This is a genomic window from Pedococcus sp., from assembly GCF_036000045.1.
Lineage (GTDB): Bacteria > Actinomycetota > Actinomycetes > Actinomycetales > Dermatophilaceae > Pedococcus.
In genome coordinates this window covers 1-14417 of the sequence record NZ_DASYGF010000056.1, presented here as the reverse complement: position 1 = coordinate 14417, position 14417 = coordinate 1, and the positions used below count along the sequence as shown (strand labels likewise).

At 70.7% G+C, this 14417-nt stretch carries 15 protein-coding genes; 7 read left to right on the top strand and 8 right to left on the bottom strand.

All coding sequences use genetic code 11. From position 1 onward, the window contains the following. Positions 1-141 precede the first annotated feature (141 nt). Entirely contained in the window at positions 142-1821 is a 1680-nt protein-coding gene (locus VGN50_RS08900; RefSeq protein WP_327444394.1) for a fumarate hydratase, read from the top strand. Further along, entirely contained in the window at positions 1818-2333 is a 516-nt protein-coding gene (locus tag VGN50_RS08895) for a carbonic anhydrase (RefSeq protein WP_327444393.1), read from the top strand. Before VGN50_RS08900 ends, VGN50_RS08895 begins: the two co-directional genes overlap by 4 nt. Positions 2334-2367: 34 nt before the next feature. On the opposite strand, the gene VGN50_RS08890 is transcribed toward VGN50_RS08895, so the two are convergent. Beyond that, positions 2368-2790, bottom strand: coding sequence for an Ohr family peroxiredoxin (locus tag VGN50_RS08890; RefSeq protein WP_327444392.1), 423 nt, complete (start codon positions 2788-2790; stop codon positions 2368-2370). A 101-nt stretch (positions 2791-2891) separates the two neighbouring features. Here VGN50_RS08890 and lhgO point away from each other — a divergent pair, with 101 nt between their 5' ends. Then, the gene (gene lhgO, locus VGN50_RS08885) at positions 2892-4088 is read left to right on the top strand and encodes an L-2-hydroxyglutarate oxidase (protein ID WP_327444391.1); all 1197 of its coding nucleotides are present in this window, start codon (positions 2892-2894) and stop codon (positions 4086-4088) included. 17 nt (positions 4089-4105) lie between these two features. On the opposite strand, the gene glmM is transcribed toward lhgO, so the two are convergent. From glmM to rplM, 3 genes are all read right to left on the bottom strand, one after another. After that, positions 4106-5452, bottom strand: a complete 1347-nt coding sequence (gene glmM / locus VGN50_RS08880) for a phosphoglucosamine mutase (RefSeq protein WP_327444390.1) — start codon at positions 5450-5452, stop codon at positions 4106-4108. Between the two features lie 163 nt (positions 5453-5615). Then, a complete protein-coding gene (gene rpsI, locus VGN50_RS08875; protein WP_327444389.1) occupies positions 5616-6119 on the bottom strand; it encodes a 30S ribosomal protein S9 in 504 nt (167 codons plus the stop codon). Between the two features lie 9 nt (positions 6120-6128). Further along, the gene (gene rplM, locus VGN50_RS08870) at positions 6129-6572 is read right to left on the bottom strand and encodes a 50S ribosomal protein L13 (protein WP_327444388.1); all 444 of its coding nucleotides are present in this window, start codon (positions 6570-6572) and stop codon (positions 6129-6131) included. 259 nt (positions 6573-6831) lie between these two features. On the opposite strand from rplM, the gene VGN50_RS08865 reads away from it, so the two are divergent. From VGN50_RS08865 to VGN50_RS08855, 3 genes are read left to right on the top strand one after another with little or no spacing between them, the layout of a single operon-like run. Beyond that, a complete protein-coding gene (locus VGN50_RS08865; RefSeq protein ID WP_327444387.1) occupies positions 6832-7431 on the top strand; it encodes a helix-turn-helix domain-containing protein in 600 nt (199 codons plus the stop codon). Continuing rightward, entirely contained in the window at positions 7428-8711 is a 1284-nt protein-coding gene (locus VGN50_RS08860; protein WP_327444386.1) for an MFS transporter, read from the top strand. Before VGN50_RS08865 ends, VGN50_RS08860 begins: the two co-directional genes overlap by 4 nt. 27 nt (positions 8712-8738) lie before the next feature. Then, on the top strand, positions 8739-9395 hold the full coding sequence (locus tag VGN50_RS08855) for an LmeA family phospholipid-binding protein (protein WP_327444385.1): 657 nt from the start codon (positions 8739-8741) through the stop codon (positions 9393-9395). Positions 9396-9408: 13 nt separating this feature from the next. On the opposite strand, the gene VGN50_RS08850 is transcribed toward VGN50_RS08855, so the two are convergent. Further along, entirely contained in the window at positions 9409-11091 is a 1683-nt protein-coding gene (locus VGN50_RS08850) for an ABC-F family ATP-binding cassette domain-containing protein (protein WP_327444384.1), read from the bottom strand. A gap of 273 nt (positions 11092-11364) precedes the next feature. Here VGN50_RS08850 and VGN50_RS08845 point away from each other — a divergent pair, with 273 nt between their 5' ends. Further along, positions 11365-11580, top strand: coding sequence for a hypothetical protein (locus VGN50_RS08845; protein ID WP_327444383.1), 216 nt, complete (start codon positions 11365-11367; stop codon positions 11578-11580). 7 nt (positions 11581-11587) lie between these two features. Here VGN50_RS08845 and truA read toward each other — a convergent pair whose 3' ends face one another. The 3 genes from truA to VGN50_RS08830 all read right to left on the bottom strand — a co-directional run. Further along, positions 11588-12469: a tRNA pseudouridine(38-40) synthase TruA gene (gene truA / locus VGN50_RS08840; protein ID WP_327444382.1), complete on the bottom strand. Its 882-nt coding sequence runs from the start codon at positions 12467-12469 to the stop codon at positions 11588-11590. A 149-nt stretch (positions 12470-12618) separates the two neighbouring features. Next, complete coding sequence (gene rplQ, locus VGN50_RS08835) at positions 12619-13347, bottom strand: 50S ribosomal protein L17 (protein WP_327444381.1); 729 nt, start codon at positions 13345-13347, stop codon at positions 12619-12621. Positions 13348-13406: 59 nt separating this feature from the next. Beyond that, positions 13407-14417: DNA-directed RNA polymerase subunit alpha (locus tag VGN50_RS08830; protein ID WP_327444380.1), on the bottom strand; the 1011-nt coding region annotated here is incomplete at its 5' end.

Sequence of the window (14417 nt, the reverse complement as noted above, 5' to 3'; positions counted from 1 at the left end):
GGCCTGGTGATCGCCCTCATCCTGTTCATCCGCATCTGAGGTCCGGCCGCGCCCGCATGCGCCACTTCAGGTCCGTCCGACCCACGCTGGCACCCCATGGGCTTGGGAGGGCAAACGGGGCGGGCCATAGGGTTCGGGGCGATGAGTGACTTCGAGTTCCAGGAACTGCTGCCCCTCGGGCCCGACGAGACCGACTACCGCCTGGTCACCACCGACGGCGTCTCGACGGTCGAGGCGGCGGGCCGCCGGTTCCTCGAGGTCGCGCCCGAGGCGCTGACCCGGCTCACCAGCGAGGCCATGCGCGACATCGCCCACCTGCTGCGACCGGGCCACCTCCGGCAGCTGGCGGGCATCCTCGACGATCCCGAGGCCTCGCCCAACGACCGGTTCGTGGCGCTCGACCTGCTCAAGAACGCCAACATCGCCGCCGGCGGGGTCCTGCCGATGTGTCAGGACACCGGCACCGCGATCGTCATGGGCAAACGCGGTCAGCACGTGCTCACCGAGGGGACGGACGAGCGGTCGATCGCCAAAGGGGTCTTCGACGCCTACACCCGTCTCAACCTGCGTTACTCCCAGATGGCTCCCCTGACGACCTGGGACGAGAAGAACACCGGCTCCAACCTCCCGGCCCAGATCGAGCTCTACGCCGACACCGCCCCGGGCCACGAGACGGCATACAAGTTCCTGTTCATGGCCAAGGGCGGGGGCAGCGCCAACAAGTCCTTCCTCTACCAGGAGACCAAGGCCGTCCTGAACCCCGAGCGCATGCTCGCCTTCCTCGACGAGAAGCTGCGCTCCCTCGGCACGGCGGCCTGCCCGCCCTACCACCTCGCCATCGTCATCGGCGGCACCAGCGCCGAGTTCGCGCTCAAGACGGCGAAGTACGCCTCGGCCAAGTACCTCGACGAGCTGCCCCGGCAAGGCTCGATGACCGCCCACGGGTTCCGGGACACCGAGCTGGAGGAGCAGGTGCTGGAGCTCACGCGGGGGTTCGGCATCGGCGCGCAGTTCGGGGGCAAGTACTTCTGCCATGACGTACGGGTGGTGCGGCTGCCGAGGCATGGCGCCTCCCTGCCGGTCGCGATCGCCGTGTCCTGCTCAGCGGACCGTCAGGCGCTCGGCAAGATCACCCCCGAGGGCGTCTTCCTCGAGGTCCTGGAGACCGACCCGGCGCGGTTCCTGCCCGACACGACGGACGCCCACCTCGACAGCGCTCCGGCCGAGGACGTCGTCCGCATCGACCTCACCCGTCCGATGGACGAGATCCGTGCTGAGCTGACGAAATACCCTGTGAAGACACGCCTTTCGCTCAGTGGGCCTCTGGTCGTGGCGCGCGACATCGCCCACGCCAAGATCAAGGAGCGCCTCGACGCCGGCGACGGTATGCCGCAGTACCTCAAGGACCACGCGGTCTACTACGCCGGGCCGGCCAAGACGCCCGAGGGCTACGCGAGCGGGTCGTTCGGCCCCACGACGGCGGGCCGGATGGACTCCTATGTCGAGCAGTTCCAGGCTGCTGGCGGCTCGATGGTCATGCTGGCCAAGGGCAACCGCTCCAAGCAGGTCACCACTGCGTGCGAGAGCCACGGCGGCTTCTACCTCGGCTCGATCGGCGGACCGGCCGCGCGCCTCGCCCAGGACTGCATCAAGTCGGTCGAGGTGCTCGAGTACCCCGAGCTCGGCATGGAAGCCGTCTGGAAGATCGAGGTCGAGGACTTCCCGGCGTTCATCGTCGTCGACGACAAGGGCAACGACTTCTTCGCGACCACCACCACACCGATGGCTACGACCATCCCGAGGAGAGCAGGACTTCAATGAGCGAGAACGCTACTGGCCCAGAGGCCTTCGACGACCTGATCGCCGCCAACCAGGAGTATGCGTCACACTTCGCGAGCGGCGGGTTCGACGGCATCGCGCACGCCGGTGTGGCCCTGGTGACGTGCATGGACTCGCGCATCGACCCGCTGCGCCTCGTCGGCCTGTCCCCGGGCGACGCCAAGATCTTCCGCAATCCCGGTGGCCGCGTCACCTCCGCCGCCTTGGAGGCTCTCGTCCTCGGGGTGCACCTGCTCAACGTCCAGCGCATCCTGATCGTCCCGCACACGAAGTGCGCCATGACCAAGTACACCGAGCCCGAGCTGCGCGAGAAGATCAGCGAGCTCGCTGGTCAGGATGCCTCGTGGCAGGGCTTCCACGTCATCGCCGACCAGCGCTCCGCCCTGCACCAGGACGTCGCCGCCGTGCGGTCCCACCCCCTGATCCCCGACACCGTCGCCGTGGGCGGGTTCATCTACGACGTCGACACGGGCCTGCTCGAGCGCGTGGTCTGAGCGCGCCCAGGCCCGCGTCGGTCACGCTGAAGCGTCAGCCCAGCGTGACCGTCACGTCGATGTTGTCGCGCGTGGCCTTCGAGTACGGGCAGCGCTCGTGCGCCGCGTCGATGATCTTGGCGGCAGTCGGCTCGTCCACTCCCGGGAGGTGTGCGGTGAGCGCGACCGCGAGGCCGACCCCCGACTCGGTGCGCCCGAGCGTCACCTGTGCGGTGACGGTCGACTCGCTCAGGTCGAGCTCCAGCGACTGGCCGACGCTCAGGATCGCGTTGCCGAAGCACGCGGCATAGCCTGCCGCGAAGAGCGTCTCCGGGTTGGCCTTGGGGTTGGCCTTGCTTCCGGGCTTGCCCAGCTCGAGGTCGATGACGCCGTCCTCGCTGGTCACCCGCCCGCCTCGGCCGCCCTTGGCCGTGGCGGCCACGGCATACAGAGGCTCGGTGAGGGACTCGTAGGGCATGGCACTTCCTCGCTGTCGATGGCTGTTACCTGACGTACAACCGGCGGTGGACCCCGAGGATTCCACCCCACTGCGCAGGGGAGGCGACGTACGCTGGCCAGATGGGGAGGACAGGGGGGTCCGTGGTCGTCGGCGGCGGCATCGTCGGCCTGGCGGTCGCCGAGCGTCTGGTGCGGGAGCGCCCCGGCTCGACGGTCACCGTGGTGGAGAAGGAGCCGACGTGGGCCGCCCACCAGACCGGGCGCAACAGCGGGGTGATCCACTCCGGGCTCTACTACGCTCCGGGGTCGGCCAAGGCGCGGATGTGCCGCGCGGGCGCCAGGTCGATGGTCGAGTTCGCCCGCGAGGAGGGCATCTCGCACCGGATCTGCGGCAAGCTCGTGGTCGCCACCGACCGGTCGGAGCTGCCGGGGCTCGCCCGGCTGCGTGAGCGTGGCGTCGCCAACGGGCTCGAGGTCGTCGAGCTCTCCCGGGAGGAGGCCCGCGAGCGCGAGCCGCATGTCGACGCCATCGCGGCGCTGCACGTCGCGTCGACCGGCATCATCGACTACGGACAGGTCTGTGCGGCGCTCGTCCGTCGGCTCGAGGCTGCTGGGGCCACGCTGCTCCTGGGCACCGAGGTCCTGGGTGGCCGCTCGGCGGGTTCGGCCACCGTCGTGCACACCACGGCCGGAGAGCTTGAGGCCGACGTCGTGGTGGCGTGCGCCGGCCTGCACGCCGACGAGGTCGCCCGGCGACTCGGGCATCAGCCCTCCAGCCGCATCGTGCCCTTCCGCGGCGAGTACTACGAGCTCACGCCCGAGGCGGGAGACCTCGTGCGGGGGCTGGTCTATCCGGTCCCGGACCCGAGCTTCCCGTTCCTCGGCGTGCATCTCACCCGCGGGATCGAGGGGCACGTGCACGCCGGCCCGAACGCCGTGCTCGCCTTCGCGCGCGAGGGCTACACCTGGGGCACGGTCAGCCCCAGCGACCTGCGAGACACCCTCGGCTACCCCGGGTTCTGGCGGCTCGCCCGCCGTCACTACCGCGCGGGGGCCCGCGAGGTCGCGCGCTCGGTGTCGCGCCACCTCTTCGGCGAGAGCCTGCGCCGGCTCGTCCCGGAGATCCGGGACGAGCAGCTCGTGCCCGCCCCGGCGGGCGTGCGGGCCCAGGCCGTGCGGCGCGACGGGGCGCTCGTCGACGACTTCCTCATCGAGCGCTCCGGATCCGTCGTGCACCTGCTGAACGCGCCGTCACCGGCGGCGACCAGCGCCTTCGAGATCGCGCGGCATGTGGTGGGCCTGCTCGACCCCATCTGAGGTATGCCGCGTGGCCCTCAGAGCGACAGACGCGCTTTGACGACCTCGACCAGGCGCTCTGCCACGGCTTGGGCCTGGTCGTGCTCGGCCGCCTCGACCATGACGCGCACCACCGGCTCGGTGCCCGACTTGCGCAGCAGGACGCGACCCGACCCGGCGAGCTCCTCCTCCTCGGCCTTGACCGCCTGCTGGAGGTCCTCGTCGGACTCGACGCGGGACTTGTCGACGTTCGGCACGTTGATGAGCACCTGGGGCAGCCGGCGCATGACGGTGGCGAGCTCGGCCAGCGACTGGCCCGTCTCGGCGACGCGCGCGGCCAGCATGAGCCCGGTCAGGACGCCGTCGCCGGTGGTGCCGTGCTGGAGGAAGATCACGTGGCCGCTCTGCTCGCCACCGAGGGAGTACGACGAGGCGCGCATGTCCTCCAGGACGTAGCGGTCGCCCACGGCGGTCTGACGCACGGCGATGCCCTCACGCTGCATGGCCTGCAACAGCCCGAGGTTGCTCATCACCGTGGCGACGAGGGTGTCCTGGGCCAGAGCACCACGCGACTTCAGCGCCACCGCCAGGATGGCCATGATCTGGTCGCCGTCGACCTCCTGGCCATCGGCGTCGACAGCCAGGCAACGGTCGGCATCACCGTCGTGGGCGATGCCGAGGGCGGCCCCCTTGGCGACCACGGCGGCCTTGAGACGGGCCAGATGGGTGGAGCCGTAGCCGTCGTTGATGTTGAGGCCGTCGGGCTCGGTGCCGATCTCGTGGACCGTCGCGCCGGCCAGCCGGAAGACCTCGGGGCTGACGGCGCTCGCTGCGCCGTGGGCGCCGTCGATGACCACGCTCAGACCGTCCAGGCGGTTGGGCAGCACAGCCAGCAGGTGCGCCAGGTAGCGCGTGTGACCGTCCTTCATGCTCACGACCCGGCCGACGTCCGGGCCGGTGGGACGCTCCCAGTCCACGTCCATCCGCGCGGCGATCTGGTCCTCGATCGCGTCGTCCAGCTTGTGGCCACCTGCGGCGAAGAACTTGATGCCGTTGTCGGGCATGGCGTTGTGCGAGGCGGACAGCATCACCCCGAAGTCCGCGTGGGTGTCGGCGGTGAGGAACGCGATGGCCGGGGTCGGCAGCACGTCCGCCTGGTAGACGTCGACACCCGCGGACGCGAGGCCCGCGACGACTGCGGCCGAGAGGAACTCGCCCGAGGCGCGGGGGTCGCGTCCGACCACGGCCTTGGGGCGGCGGCCCTCCTGCCGGGCGTCGTCGCCCAGCACGTGGGCGGCGGCGACGCTGAGCTTGAGGGCCAGCTCGGCGGTGATGTCGACGTTCGCGAGCCCGCGGACGCCGTCGGTACCGAACAGTCGGGTCATGAGGAGTGAGCCTTTCGGGGGTTTCAGGCGCGCAGGCGGCATACGGGTCGGGCGGAGCGCACCTGCGCGCCCTGGAACACGAGCATCCCAGCGAACCTACCGCCGGACATGCCGATGGCGGCACCCGGTGACCGGGTGCCGCCATCGAGCACGAAGCGACAGATCAGCGCTTGGAGTACTGCGGAGCCTTGCGGGCCTTCTTGAGACCGGCCTTCTTGCGCTCCGGGACGCGAGCGTCGCGGGTCAGGAAGCCGGCCTTCTTCAGGGTCGGACGGTTCAGCTCCTCGTCGATGCCGTTGAGCGAGCGGGCGATGCCGAGACGGACCGCGCCGGCCTGGCCGGAGGGGCCACCACCGTGCACGCGGACGAGCACGTCGTAGGCGCCGTCGAGCTCGAGCACCTTGAGGGGCTCGTTGACGATCTGCTGGTGCACCTTGTTGGGGAAGTACTCCTCGAGCGTGCGCCCGTTGATCTTCCACTCGCCGGTGCCCGGGACGATGCGCACGCGGGCGATGGCCTGCTTGCGACGGCCGGTCGCAGCGCCGGGCGCCGAGGCGCTCGGGCGGCGGGCGGGCTCGCCGGCGACGGGGCCCTCGGACTCGGACGTGTACTCGGTCAGCTCGACCTCGTCGCCCTCGAGCGCGGTCTCAGTGTTGATGTCAGTCACAAGAAATCCTTACTGGGAGACCTGGGTGATCTCGAACGGGACGGGCTTCTGGGCAGCGTGCGGGTGCTCGGCGCCGGCGTAGACCTTGAGCTTGGTCAGCTGCTGGCGGCCCAGGGTGGTGCGGGGCAGCATGCCGCGGACGGCCTTCTCGATGGCCTTCTCGGGGCTCTTGGCGAGCAGCTCGGTGTAGGAGGTGCTCTTGAGGCCGCCCGGGAAGCCGGAGTGGCGGTACGCCTTCTTCTGCTCGAGCTTGGCGCCGGTCAGCGCGACCTTGTCGGCGTTGATGATGATGACGAAGTCACCGCCGTCGACGTGCGGAGCGAAGGTCGTCTTGTGCTTGCCGCGCAACAGGACCGCGGTCTGGCTCGCGAGGCGACCCAGCACGACGTCCGTCGCGTCGATGACGTGCCAGGTCCGAGTGACCTCGGCCGGCTTGGGGGTGAAAGTGCGCAAGGTGATGGCCCTTTACTACGGATCAGATGGTGCTGGACAGTTGTATGCCGCGTGCGCCCGAGGCGCGGAGCCCGGGTGCGTGGGTGCTCGCCTGTCGAGGGCGCACGGCACAACAGTCACCAAGTTTACGGGCACGCACTCCTGACCCCAAATCGTGGGACCAGCCGGCGTAAACGCGGCCTGACCTGCGAAAACGCGCTTTCACACTAGGCCTACACACTTCTTGTGCAAACAGAGTGTGCAAAGGTATTATGCACACATGAATCTCCCCGACCCTGACGCGTTCACCGGCATACGGCTCGACGCCACCGCTCTGAAGACGCTCGCCCACCCCCTGCGCTCCCGGCTGCTCAGCACGCTGCGCCGGGGCGGACCGGCCACCGCCACGGCTCTGGCGGCGACCCTCGGCACGAACTCGGGCGCCACCAGCTACCACCTGCGTCGCCTGGAGTCCGTGGGCCTGGTTGCCGACACGGGCGAGGGCGAGGGCAAGCGACGGCTCTGGAAGGCCGCGACCGACAGCCACCAGTTCGAGCCCAGCGACTTCGTCGGCGACGAGGACGCCGAGACGGCGCTCAACTGGCTGGTGCGCGACTACATCCGCCACCTGGGCGAGCAGTTCGAGCGGTGGCTCGACGTGGAGAGCGCCTGGCCCACGGCCTGGCGGGACGCCGCCGGCATGAACGACACCTTCGTCATCGCCACTCCTGAGCAGGTTCAGGCCATGAAGGCCGAGCTCGACGAGGTATTCGAGCGCTACCGCCGGATCGGCCAGGGCAACCCGGCCGCGCGCCGCCTGGCCGCCTACTCGGTCATCTACCCGCTCGACCTCGACCGCACGCCGCGAGCGCAGTCATGAAGGCTGAGCAGGTCTCCCCCACCGCCGCCCGGCGCGTCTTCCTCACCCTGTCCTTCACCCGCTGGTTCCCTGTGGGTCTGGTCATCGGGCTCGTCACCCTGCTGCCTCTCGAGCGCGGCCTGTCGATCGCCGAGGCGCTCACCGCGGCGTCGGTGTCCGGCTGGGTCGTCTTCGCCCTGGAGCTGCCGACGAGCGGCTTCGCCGATGCCCTCGGCCGCCGTCCGGTCTACATCCTGGCCGCGGCGGTCAACGTGGGTGCGGCGTTCGTCTACCTCCTGGCCCATTCGTTCTGGGCGTTCGCCGTCGCCGCCCTCCTCACGGGGATCTTCCGGGCGCTGGACTCGGGGCCGCTGGAGGCGTGGTTCGTCGACACCGTCCACGCCAGCGAGCCGGGCGCCGACGTCGAGCGCTCCCTCGCCGCCCAGGGCGTGGTGGTCGGTGGCGCGATCGCCATGGGAGCACTGGTCTCCGGTGGTCTCGTGTGGTGGCACCCCTACCGCGCACAGCCGGCGCTGACCCTGCCGTTCCTCCTGCTCTTCGTCCTGAACCTCGGGCACCTCGGCGCCGTCCTCCTCCTGCTCAAGGAGCCCCGGAGGGGCGTCGACGCCAGCGGGGCTCGTCGCGCGCTCACCTCGGCCCGGCAGGCGCCGGTGATGGTCCGCGACGGCGTCGGTCTGCTGCGCCAGAACCGCGTCCTGCTCGGGCTCGTCCTCGTCGAGGTGTTCTGGGCCATCGCGATGGTGGTGTTCGAGACGTTCCAGCCGATCCGACTGGCCCAGCTCGTGGGCGGTGAGGAGCGTGCCGGCGCCCTGGTCGGCCCGATCGGGTCCGCGGGGTGGGCGGTGTTCGCGCTCGGGTCGGGGCTGGCCTCGCTGGCCTCGCGACGCATCGGCGTGACTCGCACGGCCATCCTCGCCCGCGTCCTCAACGGCCTCGGGGCAGTGGTCATGGGACTGGTCGCCGGGCCGGTCGCGCTCGTCGCGGCATACCTGTTCACCTATGGCCTGCACGGCACGGGAGGTCCGATGCACGGAGCGCTGCTCCACCGCGAGGCGCAGGCGCGCAACCGCTCGACCGTGCTGTCGATGAACTCCATGATGATGTTCGCCACCTACAGCGCGGTCGCGCCCCTGCTGGGGCTGCTCGCCGACCACACGTCCACGCAGACCGCGATGGTGACGGCGGGGGCGGTCAGCCTCCTGGGCGCGTTCTGCTACCTGCCGGCGCGGCGGCACGAACGCCGGTCCGCCCTGAAGGACCAGGCGTCTCTCAGCGTCTGACCGGCAGATCGACGGCAGACTGGGCCCATGCGGACCTTCCTCCTCGGCGTCGTCGTCGCGCTCCTCATCGTGGTCGTCGGCGCCGGCACCCTCCTGGTGGCGGTCAGCCACCCCAGTGGCACCGCTGCTGCACCCGCGCCGACCGCGACCGCCTCGCTCACGCCGCCGCCCGACCTGCGCAAGGGCGAGACCTGGCTGCGCACAGCGGTGCTCGACAGCAGCGCCGTGGTCACGACCGAGGGTGGGTTCCAGGACGTCCACGCCACCGCGAGCGACGTGCGGATGACCTCTCGCGGGCTGCGGGCGGCCTCCCTGGCGCTCGACGCCACCCTGCCCTTCGCGACCGCCGCCCGCCAGGTCGGCAGTGGTGTGCAGCTGTATGCCGCCGGCGGAGGGCTCGCTGGCGTCCGCCGGCCGACGGAGATCCTCGGCCGCACGGTCCTGCTCCAGGCGACCGGCGCGGTCTCGGCCGAGGGCGGCCAGCTGCTCATCGAGCCCCAGACGGTCGACCTCGGCGGTCCGCGCTCGCTGAGCACCCTGCTGTCGGCCGCCGCCCGAAACCTGGTCACGATCCGGCAGACGGTGCAGGGTCTGCCTGCCGGGATGCATCTGACCCGGGTGACTGTGGGGCCGGCCGGCTTCCGCGTGCACCTGGAGGGCTCTGGGGTAGCCGTCACCTCCTGACCCTGCCCACGCGTCAGCGAGCTCGCTCGACCCGCCCCTCGTCCCACACCGGGTCGCCCGACTCATACACCGTGCCGTCCGACCCGAAGACCAGGTAGCGGTCGAAGCCCCGGGCGAACCACCGGTCGTGGGTCACCGCCAGGACCGTCCCCTCGAAGGCCGACAGCCCCTCCTCGAGCGCCTCGGCCGAGTGAAGGTCGAGGTTGTCGGTGGGTTCGTCGAGCAGCAGACAGGTCGCACCCGACAGCTCCAGCAGCAAGATCTGGAAGCGCGCCTGCTGGCCACCGGACAGCGAGTCGAAGGTCTGCTCCCCCGCCTTGGCCAGGCCGTACCGGTCCAGCACCTTGGCCGCCTCCTCGCGCGGCCGCCCCGCCCGGTGCTCGTCGCCGCGATGCAGGATCTCCAGCAGGGTTCGCCTGACCAGAGCAGGATGGTCATGGGCCTGGGCGAACCATCCGGGCCGAACGCGCGAACCCAGCCTGAGGCGGCCCGTATGCACCACCGGGGCCGGCTGCACGTCGCCCACCGGCTGGTGCTCGGTGTCGGGATCGGTGCCGCCGGCGGCCACGAGTCGCAGGAAGTGCGACTTGCCCGAGCCGTTGCTCCCCAGCACGGCCACGCGCTCGCCGAACCAGACCTCGAGGTCGAAGGGCCGCATCAGACCCGTGAGCTCCAACCGCTCGGCGATGACCGCGCGCTTGGCCGTCCGGCCACCCTGCAGGCGCATCCGCACGTGCTGTCTCGCGGGGACGACCTCGGGCGGCCCGGCCTCCTCGAAGCGCCGCAGCCGTGTCTCGGCCGCCTGGAGGCGGGCCGCCATGTCGGAGTTGTACGCCGCCTTCTGCCGGTACATGACCACCAGCGCCTTGAGCTTCGCATGCTCCTCGTCCCAACGGCGGCGGAGCTCCTCGAGCTTGGAGTTCCGGTCCTCGCGCGCCTGGTGGTAGGTCGAGAACCGCCCGGGATGCACCCACAGCGAGGATCCGACGGCACTGGGCTCGAGCGTCGCGATACGGGTGGCGACCCGGTCGAGGAGCTCGCGGTCGTGGCTGACGAACAGGACGGTCTTGGGTGAGGCGATGAGCTGGTCCTCGAGCCATCGTTTCGCCGGCACGTCGAGGTAGTTGTCGGGCTCGTCCAGTAGGAGCACCTCGTCAGGACCGCGCAGGAGGGACTCGAGCACCAGACGCTTCTGCTCGCCCCCGGACAGCGTGGAGATGGCACGCCACTGGGCCCGCTCGAAGGACTGACCCAGGGCCGCCACGGTGCAGACGTCCCAGGCCGTCTCCTGGTCGTAGCCGCCCACGTCGCCCCAGCCCACCAGGGCCTGGGCGTAGGCCAGCTGGTCCGGCTCGGAGTCCCTCTCCATCATGAGCAGCTCGGTGCGGTCGATCTCGGCTGCGGCACGGCGCACCGGTTCGGGCGCCACCGACAGCAGGAGGTCCCGGACCGTCGAGGCGTCGCGCACCTGACCCACGAACTGGCGCATCACCCCGAGGCCGCCCGACCGGGTGACCGCCCCGTCGTGCGCCGCTAGGTCACCGGCGATGATCCGGCCCAGGGTGGTCTTACCCGCGCCGTTCTGCCCCACGAGCGCGACCTTGGCCCCCTCCCCGACGCGCAGCGACACCTCGGCGAGCAGGGGCCTGCCGTCGGGCAGCATGAAACTGACCGCGTTCACGTCGAGATGCCCCACGAGGGTCAAGCGTGCGGCATCCACCCCCACGGCGTCATCTGGTTATGCCGACGCGCGTCGTCTCCCCTGAACGGCCCACCCGACAGTAGACGCTTCACCAAACTTGCGGGGAGCACTCTCTCGGACACGCGAGACTGGGCGAACACCCCGAGAGCACCGTTGTGTCCAGGCTCACCCTGCCCTTGGCCACGCGCTGACGATCGTCGTGCGCGTGGGCGCCATCGTCGCCGCCATCGTGCCAGCGAGTCGACCTCCGCGAGAGCCGCCGACGTGGTGGCGACGCCGCCCGCCCAGCGGGCGATGTGGATCGGCGTGGAGACGGACTACCTCGGTACCGACCCCAGCGCGACCAAGCAGACGTTCTACGGGTTCACCCGCACCGCGATGGAGACCCAGCTGTCCAAGGTGACCAGTGCCTATGACGGCTCCACGGCATACGCGGGGCTGGCCGTCCACGACGAGGCAGGCTATGCCGCGTTGGCTCCCTGAGGCCCGCTCACCCCTCGAGCGTCCGCACGGCGCGCGCCTCTCGGGCCCGGGTCGCGAGCTCGGCGTCCTGCGGATAGACGACCTCCTCGAGGGACAGGCCGTGCGGCGACATCACCGTGACGGCGGCGTCGCGCACCCCCGCGCGCAGCACCCCAGCCGGCCACTCCGGGTCGCGCCGATGCTCGCCGACGGGCACGACGGCACCCACGAGCGAGCGAACCATGGAGTGGCAGAAGGCATCGGCCACCACGGTCGCCTCCAGGACGCCGTCAGGCGCTCGGTGCCACGAGTAGTCGAGCAGGGTCCGGACCGTCGTCGCCCCCTCACGGCGCTTGCAGAACGCCCCGAAGTCGTGCAGCCCCAGCAGCTGCTGAGCCGCGGCGTGCATGGCCTCGACGTCGAGAGGGCGCTTGGCCAGCACCGTGTCGCGGCGCCTCAGCGGGTCTGCCCGCGACGGCTCGTCGCACAGGCGGTAGAGGTAGCGCCGGCGCAGCGCGGAGAAGCGCGCGTCGAACCCGGCAGGAGCGATGCCGACCGAGCGCACCCCGATGTCGGGCGGCAGGATGCCGCGCAGCCGAGAAGCGGCCGCTTCGTGCGGCGCGCGCTCCGAGCGGCCGGGCAACGCCGCCCAGGCCGCCGGGTCGGGGTCGAAGTGCGCGACCTGACCCCGAGCGTGTACGCCGGCATCGGTGCGACCCGCCACGGTGAGCCGCACCGGCTCCGTCGCGCGCAGCATTGTCGTCAGCGCCGCCGAAAGCTCGCCCTCGACGGTGCGCAGACCCGGTTGAGCCGCCCAGCCCGAGAACTCGGTGCCGTCGTAGCCGAAGTCGAGGCGGACCCGTAGTGGGACCCCGCGCTCGGCCCCCTGTGTGCGCAGCTCGGGATCCACGGCGCCAGCGTAGGCCTCCCTCCCAGAGGTGGGGAAACGCGGCCTCCGGGCCCCTCGAGACAGCACCTTGCCACCCGTGGGAGCACGCCAACGCGAAGGGCCGCCCACCCCAGTGGGGTGAGCGGCCCTGTGGCGGTATGCCGGGAGCGTCAGGCGCCGGCCTTGGTGAAGCCCGCGGCCTCGGCGTCCTCCGCCGACTTGAACCAGAACTCGGCGATCGTCTGGTCGAACCACTGGCCGTCGGGCTCGTGGTACTTACCTGAGTCCGCGTTGCCCTTGATCGTGTAGGCCTCGTCGGGCGAGGAGCCGTCCTCGTTCGCCGCGACCGCACCGGCGGGAAGCTCCACCGCGGCCTGGGTGGCCTCGGCCGTCTCGGTCTCGGTCGTCTCGACAGCAGCCTCCTCGACCTTGGCCTCGTCCTCGGCGGCCTTGGTCTCGGCAGCGGCGTCCTTGGCCTCGGCCTGCTTGGCCGCACGCTTGGTGGCCGCCTCAGCCTCCTTGACAGTGGCCTTCTTGGCGATCGGCTCGCGGACGAGCTCGATCACCGCCATAGGGGCGTTGTCGCCCTTGCGGGCCCCGATCTTGGTGATGCGGGTGTAGCCGCCGGGACGCTCGGCCATGTCGGGCGCGATCTCGGTGAAGAGACGGTGCACGACGCCCTTGTCCTGGACGACCGACAGCACCCGGCGACGGGCGTGCAGGTCACCGCGCTTGGCGAACGTCACCAGACGCTCGGCCAGCGGGCGCAGGCGCTTGGCCTTGGCCTCGGTGGTGGTGATCGAGTCGTGCTCGAACAGCGAGGTGGCCAGGTTGGCCAGGATCAGCCGCTCGTGAGCCGGACCGCCGCCGAGACGGGGACCCTTCGTGGGGGTGGGCATTGATGAATCTCCTTGGTGTGCAACCGGGCCGGCGGGCCGTCCCGGTCAGCGGCGGTTGGTCAGAGCTGCTCGTCCTCGGCCAGCGAGCGGCCGTCGTCGGCAGGGTCGGCGGAGTCGGCGAACTCGTCGTCGTAGTCGCCGTAGTTGTCGGCGATCGCGCTCGGGTCGAACCCGGGCGGGCTGTCCTTGAGCTGCAGGCCCATGCCGACGAGCTTGGCCTTGACCTCGTCGATCGACTTGGCGCCGAAGTTGCGGATGTCGAGCAGGTCCGCCTCGCTGCGACCCACGAGCTCACCCACGGTGTGGATGCCCTCGCGCTTGAGGCAGTTGTAGGACCGCACGGTGAGGTCGAGGTCCTCGATCGGCAGCGCCAGGTCCGCGGCCAGGGCGGCGTCCGTCGGCGACGGGCCCATGTCGATGCCCTCGGCCTCGACGTTGAGCTCGCGCGCCAGGCCGAACAGCTCGACCAGGGTCTTGCCGGCCGAGGCCACCGCGTCTCGGGGGGTGATCGACGACTTGGTCTCGACGTCGACGATGAGCCGGTCGAAGTCGGTGCGCTGCTCGACGCGGGTCGCCTCGACCCGGTAGGAGACCTTGAGCACCGGCGAGTAGATCGAGTCGACCGGGATGCGGCCGATCTCCTGGTCGCCGGACTTGTTCTGGTTGGCGGAGACGTAGCCGCGACCGCGCTCGACGGTCAGCTCCATCTCGACCTTGCCCTTGCCGTTGAGCGTGGCGATGTGCAGGTCGGGGTTGTGCACCTCGACACCGGCCGGGGGCGCGATGTCGGCGGCGGTGACGACACCCGGGCCCTGCTTGCGCAGGTACATCACGACCGGCTCGTCGTGCTCCGAGGAGACGACGAGCTGCTTGATGTTGAGGATGACGTCGGTCACGTCCTCCTTGACGCCCGGCACGGTGGTGAACTCGTGCAGGACGCCGTCGACCCGGATCGAGGTGACCGCGGCACCCGGGATCGAGGACAGGAGCGTACGGCGGAGCGAATTGCCGAGGGTGTAGCCGAAGCCCGGCTCCAGCGGCTCGATCACGAACCGCGAGCGGAATTCGTC